The 23,114-nt window shown below is 65.6% G+C and carries 22 protein-coding genes and 1 riboswitch; of the genes, 21 read left to right on the top strand and 1 reads right to left on the bottom strand.

The window, feature by feature from the left end; genetic code table 11:
• The first annotated feature begins 19 nt into the window (after positions 1 to 19).
• From DU505_RS04940 to DU505_RS04915, 6 genes are all read left to right on the top strand, one after another.
• Entirely contained in the window at positions 20 to 901 is an 882-nt protein-coding gene (locus tag DU505_RS04940) for an NAD(+) kinase (protein ID WP_114477863.1), read from the top strand.
• A 19-nt stretch (positions 902 to 920) separates the two neighbouring features.
• Entirely contained in the window at positions 921 to 1,907 is a 987-nt protein-coding gene (locus tag DU505_RS04935; RefSeq protein WP_114477971.1) for a metallophosphoesterase, read from the top strand.
• A gap of 275 nt (positions 1,908 to 2,182) precedes the next feature.
• Entirely contained in the window at positions 2,183 to 3,028 is an 846-nt protein-coding gene (locus tag DU505_RS04930; RefSeq protein WP_114477862.1) for a rhomboid family intramembrane serine protease, read from the top strand.
• A 15-nt stretch (positions 3,029 to 3,043) separates the two neighbouring features.
• Positions 3,044 to 3,328, top strand: coding sequence for a YeaC family protein (locus DU505_RS04925; protein WP_114477861.1), 285 nt, complete (start codon positions 3,044 to 3,046; stop codon positions 3,326 to 3,328).
• A 225-nt stretch (positions 3,329 to 3,553) separates the two neighbouring features.
• The gene (locus DU505_RS04920) at positions 3,554 to 4,411 is read left to right on the top strand and encodes a DUF2797 domain-containing protein (RefSeq protein ID WP_114477860.1); all 858 of its coding nucleotides are present in this window, start codon (positions 3,554 to 3,556) and stop codon (positions 4,409 to 4,411) included.
• Positions 4,412 to 4,480: 69 nt separating this feature from the next.
• Positions 4,481 to 5,200 carry a glutathione S-transferase family protein gene (locus tag DU505_RS04915; RefSeq protein WP_114477859.1) on the top strand — a complete coding sequence of 240 codons (720 nt, stop codon included), beginning with the start codon at positions 4,481 to 4,483 and terminating at the stop codon, positions 5,198 to 5,200.
• A 2-nt stretch (positions 5,201 to 5,202) separates the two neighbouring features.
• On the opposite strand, the gene DU505_RS04910 is transcribed toward DU505_RS04915, so the two are convergent.
• Positions 5,203 to 6,285, bottom strand: coding sequence for a PA0069 family radical SAM protein (locus DU505_RS04910; protein WP_114477858.1), 1,083 nt, complete (start codon positions 6,283 to 6,285; stop codon positions 5,203 to 5,205).
• 98 nt (positions 6,286 to 6,383) lie between these two features.
• On the opposite strand from DU505_RS04910, the gene DU505_RS04905 reads away from it, so the two are divergent.
• The 15 genes from DU505_RS04905 (at position 6,384) to DU505_RS04835 (ending at position 23,001) form a co-directional block, all read left to right on the top strand.
• Positions 6,384 to 8,654: a heavy metal translocating P-type ATPase gene (locus DU505_RS04905; RefSeq protein WP_114477857.1), complete on the top strand. Its 2,271-nt coding sequence runs from the start codon at positions 6,384 to 6,386 to the stop codon at positions 8,652 to 8,654.
• An 81-nt stretch (positions 8,655 to 8,735) separates the two neighbouring features.
• Positions 8,736 to 9,812: a nicotinate-nucleotide--dimethylbenzimidazole phosphoribosyltransferase gene (cobT, locus tag DU505_RS04900; RefSeq protein ID WP_114477856.1), complete on the top strand. Its 1,077-nt coding sequence runs from the start codon at positions 8,736 to 8,738 to the stop codon at positions 9,810 to 9,812.
• On the top strand, positions 9,809 to 10,789 hold the full coding sequence (cbiB, locus tag DU505_RS04895; protein WP_114477855.1) for an adenosylcobinamide-phosphate synthase CbiB: 981 nt from the start codon (positions 9,809 to 9,811) through the stop codon (positions 10,787 to 10,789). The genes cobT and cbiB overlap by 4 nt, the downstream gene beginning before the upstream one ends.
• Complete coding sequence (cobD, locus tag DU505_RS04890; protein ID WP_114477854.1) at positions 10,786 to 11,877, top strand: threonine-phosphate decarboxylase CobD; 1,092 nt, start codon at positions 10,786 to 10,788, stop codon at positions 11,875 to 11,877. The genes cbiB and cobD overlap by 4 nt, the downstream gene beginning before the upstream one ends.
• Positions 11,874 to 12,419 carry a bifunctional adenosylcobinamide kinase/adenosylcobinamide-phosphate guanylyltransferase gene (locus tag DU505_RS04885; RefSeq protein ID WP_114477853.1) on the top strand — a complete coding sequence of 182 codons (546 nt, stop codon included), beginning with the start codon at positions 11,874 to 11,876 and terminating at the stop codon, positions 12,417 to 12,419. The genes cobD and DU505_RS04885 overlap by 4 nt, the downstream gene beginning before the upstream one ends.
• A complete protein-coding gene (gene cobS, locus DU505_RS04880) occupies positions 12,416 to 13,192 on the top strand; it encodes an adenosylcobinamide-GDP ribazoletransferase (protein WP_114477852.1) in 777 nt (258 codons plus the stop codon). The genes DU505_RS04885 and cobS overlap by 4 nt, the downstream gene beginning before the upstream one ends.
• Before the next feature lie 21 nt (positions 13,193 to 13,213).
• Entirely contained in the window at positions 13,214 to 13,855 is a 642-nt protein-coding gene (locus DU505_RS04875; protein ID WP_114477851.1) for a histidine phosphatase family protein, read from the top strand.
• Complete coding sequence (locus tag DU505_RS04870) at positions 13,807 to 14,283, top strand: bifunctional adenosylcobinamide kinase/adenosylcobinamide-phosphate guanylyltransferase (RefSeq protein WP_114477850.1); 477 nt, start codon at positions 13,807 to 13,809, stop codon at positions 14,281 to 14,283. Before DU505_RS04875 ends, DU505_RS04870 begins: the two co-directional genes overlap by 49 nt.
• Positions 14,283 to 14,525: riboswitch (cobalamin riboswitch) on the top strand. (Overlaps the previous gene by 1 nt.)
• A 206-nt stretch (positions 14,526 to 14,731) precedes the next feature.
• A complete protein-coding gene (locus tag DU505_RS04865) occupies positions 14,732 to 16,567 on the top strand; it encodes a TonB-dependent receptor domain-containing protein (protein WP_114477849.1) in 1,836 nt (611 codons plus the stop codon).
• Positions 16,568 to 16,643: 76 nt separating this feature from the next.
• Entirely contained in the window at positions 16,644 to 17,477 is an 834-nt protein-coding gene (locus DU505_RS04860; protein ID WP_114477970.1) for a cobalamin-binding protein, read from the top strand.
• A gap of 9 nt (positions 17,478 to 17,486) precedes the next feature.
• Positions 17,487 to 18,455 carry a FecCD family ABC transporter permease gene (locus DU505_RS04855; protein WP_114477848.1) on the top strand — a complete coding sequence of 323 codons (969 nt, stop codon included), beginning with the start codon at positions 17,487 to 17,489 and terminating at the stop codon, positions 18,453 to 18,455.
• Complete coding sequence (locus tag DU505_RS04850) at positions 18,455 to 19,222, top strand: ABC transporter ATP-binding protein (protein WP_114477847.1); 768 nt, start codon at positions 18,455 to 18,457, stop codon at positions 19,220 to 19,222. Before DU505_RS04855 ends, DU505_RS04850 begins: the two co-directional genes overlap by 1 nt.
• A gap of 1 nt (position 19,223) precedes the next feature.
• Positions 19,224 to 20,558, top strand: a complete 1,335-nt coding sequence (locus DU505_RS04845) for a cobyrinic acid a,c-diamide synthase CobB (protein ID WP_114477846.1) — start codon at positions 19,224 to 19,226, stop codon at positions 20,556 to 20,558.
• Between the two features lie 11 nt (positions 20,559 to 20,569).
• The gene (gene cobO / locus DU505_RS04840) at positions 20,570 to 21,181 is read left to right on the top strand and encodes a cob(I)yrinic acid a,c-diamide adenosyltransferase (protein WP_114477845.1); all 612 of its coding nucleotides are present in this window, start codon (positions 20,570 to 20,572) and stop codon (positions 21,179 to 21,181) included.
• 353 nt (positions 21,182 to 21,534) lie between these two features.
• Complete coding sequence (locus DU505_RS04835; protein WP_114477844.1) at positions 21,535 to 23,001, top strand: cobyric acid synthase; 1,467 nt, start codon at positions 21,535 to 21,537, stop codon at positions 22,999 to 23,001.
• Positions 23,002 to 23,114: the final 113 nt, after the last annotated feature.

Below are 23,114 nucleotides of genomic sequence, written 5' to 3'. Positions count from 1 at the left end.
TGATCCGAGAGGCCAGGGCATGCAAACCTTCAAGAACATCGGTCTGATCGGTCGCCTGGGAAGTACCAAGGTGGTCGATACACTTAAGCGCCTGTTGCATTTCCTCGACGAGCGGGACTATCACGTGATCATCGAGGATCGCACCGCAACCGTGCTGCTCGGCCATGGGCATCCGGAGGCCAGTCGCCGCACCCTCGGTGAGCTCTGCGATCTGGTCATCGTGGTGGGCGGTGACGGCAGCCTGCTGGGTGCGGCTCGGACGCTTTGCCATAGCGGTACCCTGGTGCTGGGCGTCAATCGCGGCCGCCTGGGATTTCTGACCGATATCTCGCCGGACGAACTCGAGGAACGTGTCGGGCAGGTGCTGGCCGGGCAGTACGAGGTCGAGGAGCGGTTCCTGCTCGATGCCGAACTCTACCGGGATGGAACCCAGGTCGGCAGTGGCGATGCGCTCAACGAGGTCGTGCTGCATCCGGGCAAGGCGGTGCGGATGATCGAGTTCGAGCTGTTCATCGACGGCCAGTTCGTCTACAGCCAGCGCAGCGATGGCCTGATCATCGCCACGCCGACCGGTTCCACCGCCTATTCGCTCTCGGGCGGCGGCTCCATCATGCATCCCAAGCTGGACGTCATCGAACTGGTGCCGATGTTTCCCCATACCCTCTCCAGCCGGCCCATCGTGATCGATGCGGCCAGCGAGATCCGCGTGCATATCGGCGAGACCAATCAGACCTACCCCCATATCAGCTGCGATGGCCAGACCCGTGCCGTGGCCAAGCCCGACGATGTCCTGGTCGTGAAGCGCAAGCCCCAGCGGGTTCAGCTGGTCCATCCCCTGGGCCACAATTTCTATGAGGTCCTGCGCAGCAAGCTGGGCTGGAGCAATCGGCTGGGGGACTGACGTGACGAGACAGGCAGCAATCGAAGGCTACGATCTCATCGGTGACGTGCACGGCTGCGGTGCCACCCTGGGCGCCCTGCTGGAGAAGCTCGGCTACCATCAGCGCGGTGGCGTCTATCGCCACCCACGCCGGCGAGTGATCTTCCTGGGTGACCTGATCGATCGAGGCCCCCGCATCCGTCTGGCGGTGAGTATCGCCCGGCGGATGGTGGAGGAGGGTGAGGCGCATATCGTCATGGGCAACCACGAATACAATGCGTTGGCTTACTGCCATCGTGCGCCCCGGCCACTGGGCCGGGAGTGGCTGCGCGAGCATTCGCCGCGACACAATCGCATCATCAAGGAGACCCTGGACCAGTATCGAGACCATCCGGCGGAGTGGGACGAGACACTGGCCTGGTTCATGGAGATCCCTCTCTATCTGGACTTCAGCGAGTTTCGGGTGGTGCATGCCTGCTGGGACCAGCCCCTGATCGATGCGCTTGAGCGAGAGTGCCCCGGGGGCATCATCGACGAGACGTTCCTGCAGCAGTCCGTGTCGACGGACACTCTCGCCTATCGAGTGCTCGATCGTCTGACTCGCGGTGTACACCTGCCCCTGCCGGAAGGCGTCGAGATCCATTCAGGGGACGGCTTTACCCGGCGTAGTTTCCGGGCCCATTTCTGGGCGCGGGAACCGCGAACCTGGGGCGATGTGATCTTCCAGCCGGACAACCTGCCTGGTGATCTCGAGGAGCGTGAGCTCAGCGCGGCCGAGCGGGCTCGTCTGCCACATTATGGGCTCGATGAGCCTCCGTTGTTCATCGGCCACTACTGGTGTGAGGGAATTCCGGCTCTGCCGACGGCCAACATCGCGTGCCTTGACTATAGTGCCGTGAAGTTCGGGCGGCTGGTCGCCTACCGCTGGAGCGGCGAGGCGCGGCTCGACGCCAACCATTTCGTCTGGGTTCGGGTGCCTCAGGAGGAGGCGGCAAGGCCCAGGCCTTGGGAGATCGATTTCGACTGAGCGATGCCGTTCTCAAGGCTGGCAATGCCATTACAAAGAATAACAACATTTTTTCTCTCGGCCCTGAACTTACCGCCGCAATGTCCATCAGAGTAAGTGTTCCCTTGAATGATCCCTTGCTCTTATCCGGCGGCCCCCTCCGCCGGATTTTTTCTGTACGTCGGTATGCCGCTCTCGTGGGAATCCTCGTGTGAAGCCTATTTTCCGGTTCGAGCCATTGTGGCGCTCGCCATTGCGAAGCAGAATTGAATCCCTAATGACTTCCGGGAGTGTTCATGTACCGCATCATGCTGTTTCCCCATGATGCCGAGATCGGAGAGCTGCGCCGAGCGCTTTGGGCCCACCGGATCGGTCACCGCTTCACCGAAGAGGAGGAGGGGCAGGTATTGTGGCTGGCCAATCCAGACCAGCATGACGCCATGATGCAGCTGTTGTCGCGCTGGCAGCGGGGCGAACGGCTCGCGACCGAACGGCGTCGGAGGGCGTCTGGCGGCAACTCGCTGGCAGTGCCTTTTCGGCAGGCGCCGGTTACAGCCACGGCGCTGGCAATTTCCCTGCTGGTATTCGCGCTGATAGGGTTGATGGGCGATATCGTGGTGGCCACGCTGACCATCGTGCCTGTGGGTATCGTCAACGGTAGCGTCATGTTCGGCAGTCTGGGCGATGCCATGGTATCGGGACAGGTATGGCGGCTACTGTCCCCGGCTTTCCTGCATTTCGGTTGGATGCATCTGATCTTCAACATGATGTGGCTGTGGTATTTCGGACGCCAGGTCGAGGCCCTGCAGGGCTCCTGGCGCATGCTGACGATTCTGCTGGTGGCCGGCATCGGCGCCAACCTGGCCCAGTACGCCACCGGCACGGTGCTGTTTGGCGGCATGTCCGGGGTCGACTTCGCGCTGCTGGGCTATGTCTGGCTGATGTCCCGGCGTGCGCCGCAGAGCGGCTTCTTCGTTCCCCAGATGCTGGTGGTCTTCATGCTGGGCTGGATGGTCTTCACCATGACCGACGCCGCCGCTGCCGTGGGCTTCGGCAATGTGGCCAACGAGGCGCATCTTGGCGGCCTGGTCGTGGGGCTGGCCATGGGGTGGTATTATTCCGGACGTGCCCGCCGCCTTTGATCAAGAGAGTTTGCAATGAGCGACATGACCTTCGAGCGCATGATCCAGCAGATGACCCCGGCCATCTACGATAGCCTCAAGCAGGCGGTGGCCCTGCGCAAATGGCCGGACGGCCGGATGCTGACCCCTGACCAGACCGAGCTCTGCCTCGAGGCGGTGATGCGCTACGAGGTGGAGAACAACGTGCCCGAGGCGCAGCGGGTCGGCTATCTGGAGCAGCGCACCTGCGGTAGCGCCAGCTCCGGCGCCGATGTGCCGCCGGAGCTGGCTGGCCTGGCCCGGGATGCCACCCGTGACTGAGGAAATACGGCATAAATGGCTGCGCGTGCGAATCGCTTCGTTGCGCGCTGCCGAAGCGTCGGACCGTCGACATCCTCACCTAGTACCGCATAGGCTCCGGTGGACTCGAAGCCTTCGGCTTTTCGCCCCTTCGGGGCCAGCCTACGGCTGTTTGTCGCTTCGCTCGGTTCTGCGCTGCGTGCGCCTTGCTCTTCATCCCGCTCGCCAATCTATGCCGCACTTCCTATGAACATTATTGAAAAGACAGAAATCAATCTCGCCGTCATTCAGGGCTGCCTGAGCAAGATGGCTATCGTCCCCGGTGAACAGGGCGAACCGGTACGCTATACCCTGCGTGCCGGCGAGGAGCGTCTCGACCTTAATGCGCGTCTGGGCAAGCCGCTGCGGCTGACCTGGACGGGCGCCATCGCTTGCACCCATTGCGGTCGTGCGACGAAGAAGAGCTTTGCCCAGGGCCACTGCTATCCCTGCTTCAAGAAGCTGGCCCAGTGCGATACCTGCATCATGAAGCCGGAGACCTGTCATTTCTTCGCCGGCACCTGCCGCGAGCCGGAGTGGGGGGAGCGCCACTGCTTCCAGCCCCATGTGGTCTACCTGGCCAACTCCTCCGGCCTCAAGGTCGGCATCACCCGCGGTACCCAGGTGCCGACTCGCTGGCTGGACCAGGGAGCGATCCAGGCCTTGCCCATACTGCAAGTCGAGACGCGTCAGCAGTCGGGCTTCGTCGAGATGCTGTTCAAGGAGGAGGTGGCCGATCGCACCAACTGGCGGGCCATGCTCAAGGGCGAGATCGAGCCGCTGGATCTTTGTGCTGAACGGGATCGGCTGCTGGCGCGCCTGGAAGGTGGGCTCGCCAACCTGCACGAGCGCTTCGGGGCCGAGGCGATTCAGGTGCTCGAGGCCTCGCCGATGGCGTTCGATTACCCGGTCCTGGAATTTCCCCGCAAGATCGTCTCCCACAACTTCGACAAGAACCCCGTCGTGGCCGGCACCCTGCTGGGCCTGAAGGGGCAGTACCTGATCCTCGACAGTGGCGTGATCAACCTGCGCAAGTTCACCGGCTACGAGGTGGCGGTGGCCTGAAACGGTGTCGCAGTGTTGCGGCAAGCGGCTATGCTTGTGCTTCCGACATCGACAGCTCAGGGAAGAAACATGTACCGCCTGCATATCGCCAACAAGAACTACTCTTCGTGGTCGCTGCGCCCCTGGGTGCTGATGCGCCAGCTCGAGATCCCCTTCGAGGAGTGCCTGACACCCTTCGCGACCGGCACCCCCGGTATCAACTGGGCCTCGTTTCGTAGCTTCTCGCCATCGGGCCTGGTCCCCTGCCTGGAAGATGGTACCCGCCCGGTCTGGGACTCGCTGGCCATCATCGAGTACCTGGCGGAGCGACATGCCGGCGTATGGCCTGACGACGACGATGCCCGGGCCTGGGCCCGCTGCGCCAGTAGCGAAATGCACGCCGGCTTCTCCGCGCTGCGTGGACAGTGCGCCATGAACTGCGGGGTGCGGGTGCGGCTGCATGAGGTGTCGCCGAAGCTGGCGCATGACCTGGCACGGCTCGACGAGCTCTGGCAGCAGGGGCTCGAGCGCTTTGGCGGACCCTTCCTGGCGGGCAACGCTTTCACGGCGGTGGATGCCTTCTTCGCTCCGGTGGCATTTCGCGTGCAGACCTTTGGCCTGGAGTTGAGCGATCCGTCACTGGCCTATACCGAGCGCCTGCTGGCACTGCCGGTCATGCAGCAGTGGTACGCCGAGGCACTGGCCGAGCCCTGGCGCGAAGCGGACCATGAAGCCGAGCTGCACAGGAGCGGCACCGTGCTTGAGGATCGGCGTGAGGTGACGGAAGAGTCGCCTCCACAGACCGGCTGACTTTATTCGAACAGGTCGCCCTGGTCGCGGGGCGGCCGGAAGGCCGTGACATCCAGTCGCTGCGCCGAGCGTGCGGCCGGTTCATTGAGGCCCAGTCGCCGGCAGGCATGACCGAAGCGCTGGGCCAGCAGGTCGGCAAACACCCCTTGGCCACGCATGCGCTTGCCGTAGCGGGCGTCATAGGTCATGCCGCCGCGACACTGACGCATCAGGCTCATCACCTTGCCGGCCCGCTCGGGGTAGTGGGCATGCAGCCACTCCTTGAACAGCGGTGCGACCTCGTGGGGAAGTCGCAGCAGGGTCCATCCGGCGCAGTCGGCACCGGCCTTTCGGGCCGCCTCCAGCAGTCGCTCCATTTCATGGTCGGTGAGCCCGGGAATCACCGGGGCGATCAGGGTGCCGACCGGCACGCCGGCCTGGGCGAGTCCCTCGATGGTTCGCAGCCGGGCGGTGGGGGAGGCGGCTCGCGGCTCCAGGGTGCGCTTGAGGTCAGGGTCCAGGCTTGTCAGGCTGATCATGACGCGAACCAGGTTGTGGCCGGCCAGCTCGGTCAGCAGGTCGAGATCGCGCAGGATCAGGGCGCTCTTGGTAATGATCGAAAGCGGATGGCGGCATTCGAGCAGAAAGGTGAGTATCTCTCGGGTGCTGCCGCGCTCCGCTTCCAGCGGCTGGTAGCAGTCGGTATTGCCGGAGAGGCTGATCGGCCGACAGACATAACCCGGCTGGCATAGCTCCTCCCGCAGGCGTTCCACCAGGCCGCTGCGGGCGATCAGTCGGGTCTCGAAGTCGAGCCCGGGCGAGAGGTCCCAATAGGCGTGACTGGGCCGGGCATAGCAGTAGATGCAGCCATGCTCGCAGCCCCGGTAGGGGTTGAGCGAGCGGTCGAAGGGCAGATCCGGGGAGCGGTTCCATGACAGGGCACTGCGGGCGGTTTCGTCGCGTACCAGTGTGGCGAGGCGCTGAGGCGTCGCGTCCTGCCACCAGCCATCGTCCTCGGTTTCGCTGTGAGTGGGGGCGAAGCGGTTGTCCGGATTGAAGGTGGCGCCGCGCCCCTTGCGTGGCGGCTGCTGGTCGGATGGCGGCATGGTCACGACTCCGTTAGCTGTATTTATGTACAGTATAGAGGCCAGCCTATGAAGTGCCAATGCTGGATAAATGACGACGGCCCATTACGCTTGTTGGCATGACGTCATCTACCCACAGTGAATCCCGGGACCTCGCCGAAGCGCTCTTTTCGGTGCAGGGGCTCTGGTGCACCAGCTGTGCCCTTGCGGTGGAGGCGCAGTTGGAACGGTTGCCCGGCGTGACGTCCGCCAGCCTGCATTATCCCAGCGCGACCCTGCTGGTGTGCGGGCAAGCCGAGGCACTCGACGAGAGCGTCCTGGCCAGCGCGGTACGGCGCATCGGCTATCGGCTGGGACCACCGGAGGCGGCGGGCGATGCCGAGGCACGCCTCGAGAAGGAGAGCCGCTACCTCATCCTGCGCCTGCTGATCGCTGCCTCCTTCGGCATGTGGACGATGATCGCATCGCTGCTGATCTATGCGGGGGCGCTGCCCGATGCCGGACTGGAGCAGGTACTGGCCTGGGTGTCGGGGGCCTTTGCCCTGCCGGTGGTGGCCTATGCCGGGCTGCCATTCTATCGTGCCGCCTGGCGAACCCTGCGTGCCAGGCGCCCCGGCATGGATGCGCTGGTCTCGCTGGGTACCCTGGGGGCTGTGGCGGTGTCGCTGTGGCTGCTCTATCGCGGTTTGTCAGAGGTCTACTTCGACACGGCGGTCATGCTGATCCTGCTGCTGCTGGCGGGTCGGCTGGTCGAGACCCTCTGTCGTCATCGCGGCCTTCGTGCACTGCATGCCCTGCATACGCCACCGGCTGATGTGCGCCGGCGGCAGCGGGGGCGCTGGCGGAGCTGCCCGGTGGAGGACGTAGCGCCGGGCGATTGTCTCTGTGTGGATCAAGGCGAGGTGCTTCCCCTGGATGGGGTGCTCAGGGAGGGGGAGGCGTTGCTCGACCTTGCACCGCTCACCGGGGAGAGTGCGCCCCGTCGTTGCCTGCCGGGTGACGCCGTGGCAGCTGGCTGTCGCAACCTGGGTGGGTCATTGATACTGGAGGTGACGGCCCTCGCCGGTGAGTGCCGACTGGACAAGCTGCGTGAGCAGATGTGGTGGCAGCAGGCGCGCAAGGGGGAGCTACAGCGCCTGGCCGACCGCTTCGCCGCCTGGCTGAGCCCGCTGGCCGTAGCGCTTGCCCTGCTCACTTGGGGCATGGCGCTGCTGGCGGGCGTGCCCGGAGAGGACGCCCTGGTGCGGGCGCTGTCGGTACTGGTCGTGGCCTGTCCCTGTGCCGTGGGCCTGGCGGTGCCCCTGGCCGGGCTGGCGGGCAGTGGTCAGGCACTCGCCCGGGGCGTGGTGTTTCGCGACCCGAGCACCTTCGAGAGCCTGGCGGGCATCCGGGCCGCGGCGTTCGACAAGACCGGCACCCTGACGCCCGGGGAGCCGAGGGTGCTCGGCGTCAACGTGGCCCCCGATGGCGTACGGGCGACGCTGCTGTCGCTCGCGGCCAAGGCGGCACGGGATAGCCAGCATCCGCTGGCAAGGGCGTTGCGACGTCATCTGCGTGATGAAGGCGTGTTCGAGACGGAGGGCATCGCCCTGGCGGAGGAGCTCGCCGGACGCGGGCGACGGGTTCGGCTCGATGATGGCCGCGAGCTGCTGCTGGGCAGTCGTTCGTGGCTGGCGGAGCAGGGCATTCGTGCGCCTGAAAACGGCGAGGAAGCTAGCAGCGAGATACTGCTGGCCTGCGATGGCCGCTGGCTGGGGAGTTTTGCCCTGGGGGAGCAGCCGTTACCCGGCACCGGCGAGACGCTGGCAGGGCTGCGTGAAGCCGGCCTGGCCCTGGCTCTGATCAGCGGCGATCGGCGAGGTGCCGTCGAAAGCCTTGGCAGGACTGTGGGCCTGTCGGCCGAGGAGTGCTACCCGGAGCGGAGCCCCGAAGCCAAGGCAAGGCTCGTCGGGGCACTGCCCCAGCCCTCGCTCTACGTGGGGGACGGCATCAATGACGTGCTCGGCCTGGCTACCGCCACGGTGGGCATGGCCCCGTTGGGTGCGAGTTCGGCCGCCCGGGAAGGGGCCGGCGTGGTGTTGATGCGCCCGGGCATCGAGGGCGTGGCCTCCGCATGGTGGTTGGCCCGTCGGACCCGTCGGGTGATGCGCCAGAACCTGGTGCTCTCGGGGCTCTACAATGCCCTGGCGCTGGGGCTGGCGGTGAGCATGGCGATTCCTCCCCTGATCGCCGTGCTGGCCATGGTGGCGAGTTCGCTGAGCGTCATGGGCAACTCCGCTCGGCTGGCATGGCATGACAGCGCGGAGCCGGCAGCCGAGCCGGGCGAGGCAGGGGAACCGTTGCGGCCAGGGGGCGGCAATTTCGCGATAGAGACTAAGCGGGTCTCCTGAGCGGCATGCGCACCATGCCCTGCTCTTGCTAATATGGTGCCCCTTGCCATGCTCCTTTCCACACCCACGCAGGATGCCACGATGCTCGCCGATACCCTTGCCCGCCTCCAGTCCACCGACAGGGACATCGCTGGACGCGTGGCCGATCACCTCGATCGGTTGACCAAGCCGCCGGGCAGTCTCGGCCGGCTGGAATCGCTGGCGATCACCCTCGCCACCATCACGGGCGAGGAGCTGCCCCGTATCACCCCGCCCGGCGTGCTGGTATTCGCCGCCGACCATGGTGTCGCCGCCGAGGGCGTCTCGGCATTTCCCCAGGCAGTTACCGCCCAGATGGTGGGAAATTTCGTTGCCGGCGGGGCAGCCATCAATGTCTTCGCCCGCCAGATCGGTGCGCGGCTCGAGGTCATCGACGTGGGTGTGGCCAGCGAACTCTCCCGGGACAGCGCCGCGCGGGGCGGCGAGAGTGGGTTGGTGCACGACAAGGTGCGCAGGGGCACCGCCAATTTTGCCGAGCAGGATGCCATGCAGCGGGCCGAGGCGGTGCAGGCGATCGAGGTGGGCATTCGCGCCGCCGAGCGGGCCGTGGCCGCCGGGTGTCGCTGCCTGATCGTGGGAGAGATGGGCATTGCCAACACCACCGCAAGCAGCGCCATGCTGGCGGTGCTGACCGGTGAGCCGGTAGCCGACCTGACCGGGCAGGGCACCGGCATTCCCGAGAGCCGGCTGGCCCACAAGCAAGCCGTCATCGAGCGCGCCATCGAGGCCCGGGCGCCGGACCCTCAGGATCCGCTGGATATCCTGTCCAAGCTGGGAGGGCTCGAGATCGCCGCCATGGCCGGCGCCTACCTGGGAGGGGCGTCTCGACGTGTCCCACTGCTGGTGGATGGCTTCATTGCCACCGTGGCGGCCCTGCTGGCCTGTCGCATCGATTCGAAGGTGCGCGACTATCTGATCTTTGGACACCGTTCCCGGGAGCCGGGCCACGTGCATGCCCTGACGGCGCTGGGCGGTGACCCGCTGCTGGAGCTCGGGTTGCGCCTGGGAGAGGGCACCGGGGCGGCGCTGGCGTTTCCGCTGCTGGAAGCGGCGACCCGCATGCTGGCCGATATGGCCACCTTCGCCTCTGCCGGGGTTGCGGGCAGCGAAGGCGCATGACGGCAGAGCCGTTCTCTCTGGCCCTGCTTGCCCTGGTGGCGATGGCGATCCTGCTCGACCTGATGATTGGCGATCCACGCTGGCTGCCCCACCCGGTGGTGGGCATGGGGCGGGTGATCGCCCGGCTGGAGCGAGCCTGGAACCGCGGTTCGCCACGGGCGCGCCAATGCAAGGGAGCCATCATGACCCTTCTCGTGGTCATGGGCGTCTATCTCCTGGCCTGGGGGCTGCTGGCGGGGCTGGCATGGCTTCACCCTCTGCTGGCGCTGGCCGCGGAGATCGGCCTGCTGGCCTCTGCGCTGGCCATCAAGGGACTGCAGGATGCCGCACGGGACGTGGCTCGGCCCCTGGTCGCCGGTGACCTGGCGGGGGCGCGCCGTGCCCTGGGGATGATCGTTGGGCGCGATACGGCAACGCTCGACGAGAGCGAGATCACACGGGGGGCAGTGGAGACGGTGGCCGAGAACAGCGTCGACGGTGTCACCGCGCCGCTGTTCTGGGCCCTGCTCGGCGGGGCTCCCCTGGCCCTGGCCTACAAGGCGGTCAATACCCTGGACTCCATGGTCGGCTATCGCAACGAGCGCTACAGTGACTTCGGCTGGGCATCGGCCCGGCTCGACGATACGGCCAACTGGGTGCCGGCACGCCTCACCGCGCTGGCGATGTGGCTGGCGGCCTTCACGATTCCCGGCGCACGTACCCGCGGTGCCCTGGCATCCACCTGGCGCGAGGCTCCACGCCATGCCAGTCCCAACAGCGGCTGGCCGGAGGCGATGATGGCCAACCTGATGGGCGTTCAGGTGGGCGGCACCAACCACTATGCCGGGGTCGCCTCCCATCGTGCCACGCTGGGACGGCCGCTCGCGGCGCTGGAGGTTCGTCATATCGTGCTGTCGATCCGCCACCTGCATGGAACCTGGCTGCTCTTCGTTCTGCTGATGGCGCTCATGATAGTGGTAAAGGAGGGGCTGGCATGAGATCACACAGTGCCTGGCCGAGTCACGGCGGACAGGCGTCAGCCCTGCTGGCACGCTTCGGCCTGCCGGCGATCCAGCCCCTGGTGGACTTCAGTACCAATCTCAATCCGCTGGGGCCGCCCGACTGGCTGGGCGATGCCATTGCCGGTGCGATGGCGGGACTATCCCGCTACCCCGACCCGAGCTACACAGAGCCACGCGAGGCAATCGCCCGTCACGACGGCGTTGACCCGAATCAGGTACTGCTGACCAACGGCGGTGCCGAGGCGATCTTTCTGGCCGCCGGGCTGCATGCCCGTGGCCAGGCTGTCATCGTCGAGCCAAGCTTCTCGGAGTATGCACGGGCCTGCGCGGCACATGGTTTCCAGATCACCCCGCTTCCCCTGGCGGCACCGGCCTTCGACCTGGCCCTGGACAGGCTGGCCTCCCCGCTCCACCAGGCCGACGTGCTCTTTCTCTGTCGGCCCAACAACCCCACCGGCACCCTGTTGCCATGGCATACCATGGAGAGGCTGCTCGATTCGGCGCGGCAGCAGGGCGTCACGGTGGTGGTGGACGAGGCCTTCATCGATTTCGTTGACGAGCCAGGGGAAGCGCTGACTCCGCTGCTGGCACGTTTCGACAACCTGATCCTGCTGCGTTCCCTGACCAAGCTGTATACCCTGCCGGGACTGCGGCTGGGCTATCTATTGGCAGGCGCGCAGACGATCCGTCGGCTCCAGGCTGGCCAGCCCCCCTGGAGCGTCAATCACCTTTCCGCTGCCCTGGTGGCGCCCCTGATGGCGGATAGCGACTTTCTCGATCGCACCCATGCCTGGCTGCGTGAGGAGCGCCCGCGCCTTCAGTCGGGCCTGCTGTCGCTGGGCCTCGAGGTGGTGCCGAGCCGGGTCAATTTCTTTCTGGTGCGCCAGGGCAGTGGCTCGCCAGCAGGCGATGCATTGCTGCGGCGATTGTTGCAGGCCGGCATCCTGGCCCGCCATACGCATAATTTCCCCGGCCTCGACGGAGGCTGGGTTCGGCTGGCGCTGCGCGGACGCGCCGATAACGATCGTCTGCTCGCGGCGCTGACGGCGGAGGGGGCGCCATGATCGCCTTCGTCAGCGGCGGGGCCCGATCGGGCAAGAGCGCAGTGGCCGAGCGGCTGACCCTCGACTGGCAGCAGCGGCGTGGTGGGCCGTGTTTCTACCTGGCCACCGCCACGGCTTCGGACAGCGAGATGGCGGCCCGTATCGAGCGTCATCGACGCGAACGAGGCAGCGGCTGGACCACCCGGGAGGCTCCGCTGGCGCTCGGTAAGGCGCTCGCGGAGGTGCCGGTCGGGGCCACCGTGCTGCTCGACTGCCTGACGCTCTGGGCCAGCCGAGCGCTCTATGAAGCCGGCTTCGACGAAGAAGAGGGATGCGCAGAGCTGGCGGAGCTGCTACTCGATGCCGGGAAAAGACAGATCGCCCTGGTGGTGGTATCCAACGACCTCAACGAGGACCTGCCGCCCCGGGATGCCGAGACCTGGCGCTATCTGGCCTTCCTGCAGCGGCTGCACCGTCAGTTGGCCATGGAGGCGGATCGCGTGGTCGAGGTGGTGGCGGGCATGGCCATCGAATGGAAAACCGATGAGGAGCCCGCACCATGAGAGAAGCCGGCTATGGCCTGCTGCTGGCGATCCAGTTCCTGACCCGGCTGCCGGTGCCGGTTGCATGCCCCTGGACGCCTGCCACTAGCCGCTGGGCGCTGCGCTGCTACCCGCTTGTCGGATTGGTGCTCGGGGCGATCCTTGCCAGCATCGGGGCGCTGCTGCAGAGCGTTCTACCCACGCCAATGCTGGCGCTGCTGCTGCTTAGCCTGTGGGTGGCACTCTCCGGTGGGTTGCACCTGGATGGCCTGATGGATGTGGCCGACGCCCTGGGCAGCAATGCGCCGCTGGAGCGGCGCTGGGAGATCATGAAGGACCCCCAGGTGGGCAGCTTCGGCATCCTGGCGCTGCTCTTCCTGCTGGCCTGGAAGGTGACGCTGCTCTGGACCTTGCTGGAGGCGGGAGTGAGTCTGGTCGTGCTCGTGGTGGTGCCAGCTCTGGGGCGCCTGGGTGGTGTCGCGTTGCTGCTGCTTGCACCCTGCGCCCGGCGCGAGGGCCTGGCCTGGGCTTGGCGACAGCACCTGCAGCGCCGCGATCTTGCGTTCTCGCTGGTGCCCCTGGTGGCGGTGTACTGGCTGCTGCCGGGGGGGCTTTTCCTGGCGAGTGGGCTGGCTGCGCTGCTGCTGGGTTGTCTGCTGCTTTTCCTGCTGGGCTATGGCCTGCTCATGAGCCGCGCCTTCGGCGGGGTCAATGGGGATATCGTCGGGGCCGCCATCGAAGTTGGGGAGCTATGGCTGCTGCTGATTGCCTGGGCCTGGTGGGTGTCGGGCTGACTGCCCGGGAAAGGAGGAAGGATGATGGAACCGACAACGCTGGAACTGGTGATCGTTCGCCATGGGCTGACCGACTGGAACCGTGAGCAGCGCTACCAGGGGCAGCGCGACATCCCGTTGCTGCTGCCCGATGCCCTCGATGCCATGGATCGACTGCGAGACCAGTTGGCCGATAAGCGTTTCGAGGCGGTGTACTGCAGTGACCTGACCCGCTGTCGCCAGACCCTGGCACATGTGTGGAGTGCCGGTGACACGTCCTGCGAGCCTCGTTTCGACGCCAGGCTGCGAGAGCTCGACTTCGGTGACTATGAAGGCATGCGCTATGCGGACCTCAAGGACGAGCCGCTCTATCGGGCCTGGATCGACAGCCGCGGCGAGCAGGCCCCGCCCGGCGGAGAATCCACGGCAGCGCTGAGGCAACGGCTTGGCGCCTGGCTGACGGAGCTGTTTCTGGCCGCCGAGGCCGAAGGGTATCGACGGATACTGACCGTGACCCATGGCGGCGTGATACGTGAACTGCGCCGACGCTGCGAGGCCATCGACTTCTGGGACGGCAGCGTCGGTCAGGCCCAGGGGCGGCGGCTGACCTTTACCCATCGGCAGGGAGGCTGGCAATGCAGCTCTTCATCGGCGGTGCCTGCGCCGGCAAGCGTGCGGCCGTAGTCCGTCATTTTCCTACGGCTGCCTGGTATCGCCTCGATCCACAGGCAGACCTATTCGACTGGCAGGCGGCACTTGAGCCGGGAGGGGGGCTGGTCGTGACGGGCTGGTCGGCCTGGTTGGAGGCGGCCCTGGTTCGGGAACCCGATGATGACCGGCTACGGCATGAACTAGCCGCAGCCTTGGCGGTTATCCTTGAAGCCGAGCGTGATCTCGGGCTGACCATGATACTGGTTCTAGCAGAAATAGGACGCGGGATCGTCCCAATGGCGCATCGGGATAGACGCCTGCGCGATCTTGCTGGTTGGCTGGGCCAAGATGCAGCGTCACTGGCGGAACAGGTATGGTACGTGCGCCACGGGCTCGTTCAACCACTGCGCCAGGTCAATACTCGGGTGATTGAGATTGACGCCCCTCGGAGCGATTGCTAGCTTACGTCCACCTTTCAGGTGCCTCATCACGTTATCTGAGGTTAATCGGGAAGTCGGTGATCGCTCCGCTCTTCATGATGAACGGAGAACAATCCGACGCTGCCCCCGCAACGGTGATCGAGTCTGGGTCCATCATTGCGCCACTGTGCCCTGGCATGGGAAGGCGATGGTCCCGAAGCTGGCCTGTTCTACATGCCGCTTCGCTCGTAAGCCCGGAGACCGGCCTGAGAGCTCAGGAAACGCCCATTTGTCGATGAGCGGAATGACGCGTATCACTGCGCTTCGTCCATTCAGTCATTCTTGCGGCGTTTCCCTTATGCCGGGTTGCGGTGGGCGACCAGGGGCAGGGCAGGCATGGTTTTCACGTTTTCCCTCTCCTCGTCCCTTCACGTCGCCCCGGCTTCATAGAGAAGACCGTGCGGGTAGGCACGGCGAGCAAGGGAATACCATGAAAACCAGAACCAACGCCTCTCTTGGCCTGGCTGCCTTCAGCCTGGCTGCACTTCCGCTGGTCGTCCAGGCCCAGACCACCACCGCCGAGCACGACGATACCGTCGCGCTCAACCCGATGGTCGTCACCGCCACCCTGGCGCCGCGCACCGCCGACGAGACGCTCTCCTCCGTCACCTTACTCGACGAGGCCACCCTGCGCCGTCAGGATCCAACCAGCATGACCGATATGCTCCGCGGCCAGCCTGGGGTGGATGTCACCTCGAATGGCAGCTTCGGCAAGAACAGCAGCGTCTATCTGCGCGGTACCGGCAACGAGTCGACGGCACTGATGATCGACGGCATCCGGCTGCGCTCCGCCACCGCCGGTGGCGCGGCTTGGCACTACCTCGAACCCCGGATGTTCGAGCGTGCCGAAATCGTCCGCGGCCCCCGTGGCAGCCTCTACGGCGCCGATGCCGTGGGCGGCGTGGTGCAGCTTTTCACCCATGAGGCTGAAGAGGGCGGCCCGCATCCGCGTGTCTCCGTTGGTGGTGGCTCCTTCAATACCCAGCGTTACAGTGCAGGTCTCTCCGGCAGCAGCCGCGGTACCCGCTACAGCTTCGCCGGTAGCCATTTCAGTACCGACGGAACGCCGGTGCGGCGCGACGGCGAGGACAAGGGCTACGACAATACTTCGGCTCTGGCCCGCATTGCCCATGAATTCGACGGCGGAGCCGAGGTCGGCATGCTGGCCCTGAGGGCGCGGGGCAGCAACGAATACGATGGCGGTGAGATGGATTTCGTCCAGCAAGTCGCCGGCGTTTACGGCGAGCTTCCGGTGACTGAAAACTGGCGGAGCCGCCTGACTCTGAGCGAAGCACGGGATGAAAGTGATAACTTCCGGACTACTGGCGATTCCATCATCGACACTCGCACTCAGACCGTTCGTTGGCAGAATACGCTTGGCTTCGGTCCGCACGAGTTGGTTGCCGGTGCCGAGTACAGCGAAGATCGGGTTTCCGGCACGACAGGCCACGCCGTGACAAGCCGCGATAATACCGCTGTTTTCACCCAGGGCCTGCTCGACTTCTCCCCCGTTGCTGTGCAGGGCGCCCTGCGCTATGACGACAACGAGGCCTACGGCGACGAAGTCACCGGTAGCCTGGCGCTGGGCTATGATCTCGATGGCCACCATACCCTGCGTGCTAGTTACGGCACCGCTTTCCGCGCGCCGACTTTCAATGACCTGTATTGGCCCTTCGAAGACTTCGGGCCTTGGGGCTCGTATCAAGGCAATCCTGACTTGCGTGCGGAAACGTCATCCACTGTCGAATTCGGTATCCGCGGTCAATACCAGACCATGTTTTGGGATCTGGCCGCGTACCAGACGTCGGTTGACGATTTGATCGCCACGGAGAGTATTGATGGTGATAGTCGCCCTACCAATATCAACGAGGCGAGAATTCGTGGCATCGAGCTGTCGGGTGGCGCTGATGTTTCGGGTTGGTCTCTGGCAGGGACGTTGACTTGGACGGATCCTGAAGATCGTGAAACGGGTAACCGGCTGCGTCGGCGCACCTCGCAAGCTGCACGCTTCGACGTGGATCGGGAACTGGGCGAGTGGTCCTTGGGCGGCTCCTGGATCCTGCAAGGCTACCGCTACGAGGATGCCGCTAATACCGATCGCATCGGTGGCTTTGGGTTGGTTAATCTGCGCGCCGGGTGGCAGTTTGCCCCGCTATGGTCCGCTCGCCTCACCGTCGAGAATGCCTTGGACAAGGAGTACGAAACTACCCGTGACTACCTCAGTGCCGGCCGTGCCGCGTTTGTCAGCGTTCACTTTGGCCATTGATCTGGCGTGCCTCGGCGGCGCTTGGCGCTGGCCGCTGGTCGCGCTGGGTCTAGCCGGCCTCCCGGGGCTCTCGGCCATGGCGGATGGCGAGGAGCGCTGCGTGGTCGATGACCGCGACCGGGAGGTCTGCCTGGAAGCGCCTGCCACCCGCATTGCAGCACTCTCGCCGGGTGCCACCGAGCTGGTCTACGCCGCCGGTGCGGGGGAGAAGGTGGTCGCGGTGGTGGCCTACAGCGACTACCCGCCCGAAGCGCAAGAGGTCCAGTCGGTGGGAAGCCACACCCGGATGGACCTGGAAGCTTTGGTGACCCTGCTACCGGACCTGGTGATCGGCTGGATGACCGGAAACCCGCCCGAACAGCTCGAGACCATCGAGGCGCTCGGCATGCCGGTTTTCTACATCGAGCCTCGTGATGTCGAGGGCGTCTCCAGTGCCATCGAGCGACTGGCGATCTTGGCCGATACCCGGGAGGCGGGCGACCAGGCAGCCGCGGTATTTCGCGACGGCATGGCGGCGCTCGCCGAGCGATATGCCGACGCCGAGCCGGTGTCGGTGTTCTATCAGGTCTGGGATGAGCCGCTGATGAGCATCAACGATGAACACCTGATAGGCCAGGTGGTCTCCCTGTGCGGCGGTATCAACGTCTTCGGCGCACTGCCGCGACTGGTGCCGCGTATCGATGACGAGTCGGTACTCGCCGCCGATCCCGAGGCGATCGTCGCTGGCGGCATGGGCGAGGAGAACCGCCACTGGCTGACACACTGGGAGCAGTATCCGACGCTGACGGCGGTAGCCCGGGACAATCTCTTCTTCGTGCCGCCATCGCTGATCCAGCGTCCGACGCCGCGTCTGCTGGAAGGCAGCCGGATCCTGTGTGAGAAGCTGGAGGTGGCACGTGGCAGACGGTAGACCAGCCTGATGCGACAGTTGAGCTTGCCCCTGGGCATATTGCTGGCGGCATCGCTGGCGGCGCTGGCGTTGTCAGTCAGCGTCGGCAGCGCCAACGTGGCGGCCGGCGAGCTGTGGGCGGTGCTGCGTGGCGGGGGAGAGGCCCTGTCGCGCACGCTGGTCCTCGAATTGCGGGTGCCGCGCTCGCTGTCGGCTTTCGCCGTGGGCGGGCTCCTGGCGGTGGCGGGTGCGCTGATGCAGGTGCTGTTGCGCAACCCATTGGCCGATCCGTATGTGCTGGGGCTATCCGGCGGCGCGTCGGTGGGCGCCCTGGCGGCGATGTTGGGGGGCATGGGAGGCATGGTGATCTCCGGTTCGGCGTTTGGTGGCGCCTTGCTATCCACCCTGCTGGTATTCGGCCTGGCCCATGGCACCGGCAGCTGGACCCCCTCGCGGCTGCTGTTGACCGGGGTCGTGGTGGCCGCCGGCTGGGGTGCGGTCATCACCCTCATGCTGGCGATTAGCCCCGCCGAACGGCTCCCGGGAATGCTCTATTGGCTGATGGGCGATCTCTCCTACGCGCGCACACCCTGGCCGCCAATGACGCTGCTCATGGCAGTCTGCCTGCTGGTGATACCGCTGGGGCGAAGCCTCAACGTGCTGGCGCGTGGGCCGCTGCAAGCCGCGGCGCTGGGGGTATCGGTTCGCCCGCTGGAGTGGTTGATCTATATTGCGGCAAGCCTGCTCACCGCCATGGCGGTGACCACCGCCGGTAGCATCGGCTTCGTCGGCCTGGTGGTGCCGCACATGCTGCGCCTGATGCTGGGCAACGATCAACGCCTCATCCTGCCGGCCTGCGCTTTGGCTGGCGGTACCCTGCTGGTGCTGGCGGATACCCTGGCACGCACCATGATTGCCCCGGAGCAACTGCCGGTGGGCGTCATCACGGCGTTGCTCGGCGTTCCGACCTTCCTCTACCTGCTCTACCGGAGCCGCTGATGAGCCGTCTCGAGGCGAGAAAGCTGGTCATCGACGTGCCGGGCCGTGCCGATGGGCAGCCGCTGGATATCTCTCTCGAGCCAGGACAGGTCTGGGGGGTGCTGGGTCCCAATGGCGCCGGCAAGACGACCTTGCTACACACACTGGCCGGCCTGCGTGCGGCGCGTGACGGCCAGGTGTCCCTCGATGATCGTCCGCTCTCCAGGCTGGGCCGCCGCGAGATAGCCCAGTCGCTGGGCCTGGTGTTCCAGGATAGCCAGGATGGCTTCCCTGCCACGGTGCGTGAGACCGCTCTGATTGGCCGTCACCCTTTCCTGTCGCCATGGCAGATGGAGAGAGGAGAAGACCTGCGCCTGGCCGAGGCGGCCCTGGCCCGCCTGGACGTGGCACACCTGGCCGACCGGCTGGTGAACACCCTCTCCGGCGGTGAGCGTCAGCGTCTGGCCATTGCCACGGTGCTGACCCAGGGGCCGAAGATATGGCTTGCCGACGAACCCACCAACCATCTGGACCTGCATCACCAGACCGCTGTCATGGCATTGCTCGCCGAGCAGGCCGCTTCAGGGCATGCGGTAATGATGTGTCTCCACGACCTCAACCTGGCGGCACGCTGGTGCGACCATCTGTTGCTGCTCTATCCCGGCGGCGAGGCCTGCTGGGGCCCTCGCGAGACCATGCTGGTGCCGAGTGCCCTGGAACGGCTCTATGACCAGCCCCTGGCCACCGCCGAGATCGACGGTTCCCCCGTTTTCGTTCCTGCGAGGTGATATGACAACCACAACCATTCGCGGCGAGTGCCACGCCGCCTTGATCACCGCCCCAGGCTCCGGCCAGGGCAAGTCCATGGTCACCGCGGCGCTGGCGAGACTGCACCGCAATGCGGGCCGCAAGGTTCGTGTCTTCAAGCATGGTCCGGATTATCTCGACCCTATGGTGCAGGAAGTGGCCTCGGGCCAGTCGGTCTATCAGCTGCATCCCTGGATGACTGGCGAGGCCGAGTGTCGCTGGCGGTTGGCCGAGGCCGCCCAGGAAGCCGACCTGATCCTGGTCGAGGGCTCCATGGGGCTGTTTGACGGCGACCCGTCCAGCGCCGATCTGGCGATACTCGCCGGACTTCCGGCGCTGCCGGTAATCGATGCCTGGGGCATGGCTCAGACCTTCGGCGCCGTGGCGCAGGGGCTGGCCAATTACCATCCCGAGCTCGCCATCCACGAGGTGATCGCCAACCGTGTCGGCAGCCCGGGCCACGGCAGGTTGCTGGCGGAGAGCATGCCGGCAGGGCTCACTCTGCTCGGTGCCATTCCGCGACATGAGGCGATGGCCATTCCCGACCGTCACCTGGGACTGGTGCAGGCCGGCGAACTCGCTGGCTTGGATGCGCAACTTGATGCCGCCGCCGAGGTTCTCAAGGAGGCGGGCCTCGACCGCTTGCCGGCACGGGTGACGCTCGAGGCCGAGGCCCCCGAGCCGCCGCCGCGCCTGCTCGATGGCGTACAGATCGCCGTGGCTCGGGACGACGCCTTCGCCTTTCTCTATCGCGCCAACCTCGATCTGCTGACGCAGATGGGCGCCGAGCTGCATTTCTTCTCGCCGCTGGTCGAGTCCGAGCTACCCGCATGCGACGCCCTCTGGCTGCCTGGTGGCTACCCTGAGCTGCACGCGGCAAAGCTCGCTGCCAATGCGCCGATGCTTGGCGCGATTTGCGCCCATCGAGACGCGGGAAAGCCGATCCTCGCCGAGTGCGGTGGCCTGATGGCGTGTATGGAGTCCCTGGTGGATGGTGAGGGGCGCAAGCATCCCATGCTGGGGCTGTTGCCCGGCACCGCACGCATGGCCGGCAAGCTGACAGCCCTGGGCCTGCAAAGCCTGGCCACCGAGAGCGGGGAGCTGCGTGGCCACACCTACCACCACTCGCTGCTGGAAACACCTCTCGAGCCGGCGGCCCACGCCCGGCGCCTGGCCGGCAGCCCTGCCGAGCCGGTCTATGTCGAAGGCAGGCTGGTAGCAAGCTACTTCCATGGCTATTTCCCTTCGGCGCCGGCGTTGACTGCTGCCATCTTCCGCGGCGAGCCGCTGCGTTTCACCCCGATGGGAAATGAGTGAGGAAAATACCCATGCGAGAAAATGCCAAGGATTCCCAGCGCCACGCCGAGCGCATGGCCCACAAGCAGAAGATCATGAACGAGCGCATCGCCCAGGCTAACAAGGAGCAGGGCGTGCTGCTGGTGCTCACCGGCCCCGGCAAGGGCAAGAGCAGCTCGGGCTTCGGCATGCTGGCTCGGGCTTTGGGGCATGGTATGAAGGTGGGCGTGGTGCAGTTCATCAAGGGCAAGTTTCAGACCGGCGAGGAGGCGTTTTTCCGCCGGCAACCTGGCGTGGAGTACCACGTGATGGGCGAGGGCTACACATGGGACACCCAGGATCGCGATCGCGATGTCCAGGCTGCCGAGGCCGCCTGGGCAGAGGCCAGTCGGATGTTGGCCGATGCCAGCTTCGACCTGGTACTGCTCGACGAACTCAATATCGCCTTGCGCTACGAGTACCTCGATCTCGACCGGGTGCTCGACGACTTGCAGGGGCGGCCGGCCATGCAGCACGCCGTGGTCACCGGCCGCCACGCTCCGGAGGCGCTGATCGAGCTGGCCGACACCGTCACCGAGATGCGCGTAGTCAAGCACGCCTTCAAGGAGCAGGGGGTCAAGGCTCAGAAGGGCATTGAGCTTTGATTCCCTGCATCGTCACGGTCACATCAAGGCGAGTCGCTCCTGATTTCCTCATGCTGCCTCCGATACGTCTCGTAGTCTGGAGGTAGATGATCGAGACAATCCGCCCGTTGCGCGCCGGGCAGTTGGTTGCATTCGTTAAGGTTACTCTGCTTGAGGCCTTCATAAATGCCGCGAGTCGTGCAGGATGCCAGTGTCAGCATTGATAAGCACAGCATGATTATTAGGCAATTCTGTTTCATTCAACTGTCCCTGTCGGCATGAGTGGCGGTAATCTGCCTCGAATCGGCACCAGTGCCGCTCGGCGAGCCCGCTGCGCAGAGCCCGCGTAGATGAAGGATAGACAGGAGATTGCCATGGCGACGCTCATGATCCAGGGCACCACCTCGGATGCCGGCAAGAGCACGGTGGTGGCGGGGCTGTGCCGGGTGCTGGCACGGCGGGGCGTGTCGGTGGCGCCATTCAAGCCGCAGAACATGGCGCTGAACAGTGCGGTGACCGTGGACGGCGGCGAGATCGGCCGCTCCACGGCGCTTCAGGCGCTGGCGGCAGGCGTCGAGCCCCACAGCGACATGAACCCGGTGCTGCTCAAGCCGGAGAGTGACCGTGGGGCCCAGGTGATCCTGCGCGGACGGGTCCACGGTCATATGAATGCACTGGATTATCATGCCTACAAGCGCACGGCGCGTGAGAGCGTGCTGGCGGCCTGGCAGGCGCTGTCGGCGCGCTTCGACGTGATCATTGCCGAGGGGGCGGGCAGTCCTGCCGAGATTAACCTGCGCCAGAACGACATCGCCAACATGGGGTTCGCCGAGATGGTAGATTGCCCGGTCGTGCTGGTCGGCGACATCGACCGAGGCGGCGTCTTCGCCCAGCTGGTGGGCACCCTGGAGCTGCTCAGCGAGAGCGAGCGCTCACGTACCCGTGGCTTCATCGTCAACCGTTTCCGCGGCGATATCGCCCTGCTCGAGCCGGGCCTCGAATGGCTGGCAGAGCGTACCAGCAAGCCGGTATATGGCACGCTGCCCTATCTGCAGGGATTATTGCTCGACGCCGAGGACAGCATCGGTCGCAGCGGTCGGGTGGGGCAGGGGGATACCCTCAAGGTGTTAGTGCCGGCGCTGCCGCGCATCAGCAACCACAATGACTTCGACCCGCTGCGCCTGCATCCACAGGTCGAACTCAGCTTTATCGGGCCGAATCAGGTTGGGGCGGGTCGGTCCCTTCCCCCCGCAGACCTGATCATCCTGCCCGGCAGCAAGAGCACCCGCAGTGACCTCGCCTGGCTGCGTGCCCAGGGCTGGGAGGCGGCAATACAGCGGCACCTGCGCTACGGCGGCAAGGTGCTGGGCATCTGCGGCGGGTTTCAGATGCTGGGGCGGGCGGTGCACGACCCAGACGGGTTGGAAGGGCCAGCCGGCTCGACGCCGGGGCTCAAGCTGCTCGACTTCGAGACCCGCATGGTGGCCGGCAAGCAGCTGCGAAACGTGAGTGGGCGCTTGCTACCCGAAGGCGTGCCGATCAGCGGCTACGAGATCCACAACGGCGTGAGCGAGGGTGCTGCCCTGGCGGGCCCCCTGTGTGAGCTGGAGGGAAGGCCTGACGGCAGTGTTAGCCCGGATGGCCAGCTCATGGGCACCTACCTGCACGGCCTGTTCGACCGCCCCGAGGCGTGCGCGGCGCTGTTAGCACGCTGTGGACTCAATGCACAGGGTGCTGCGGTGGATTATCAGGTCCATCGGCAGCAGGAACTCGATCGGCTGGCCGACTGCCTGGAAGCGCACCTGGACATGGCGGCCATCGATCGCCTCGTTGGTCTCTGAGCCTACTGTCGGACTCGTTGTTCTTTGGTTGTACGCGGGCTCTGCCCCTCTGTGTTTCTGCTCTGTAAATGCCGGCTCCACCTGCACCCTCTGCTTTCCAGGTCTTTAATTGA

Origin of the sequence: Billgrantia montanilacus, assembly GCF_003336675.1 — a bacterium.
GTDB classification, from domain to species: domain Bacteria; phylum Pseudomonadota; class Gammaproteobacteria; order Pseudomonadales; family Halomonadaceae; genus Halomonas; species Halomonas montanilacus.
This window is presented reverse-complemented; position numbering and strand designations above follow the sequence as displayed.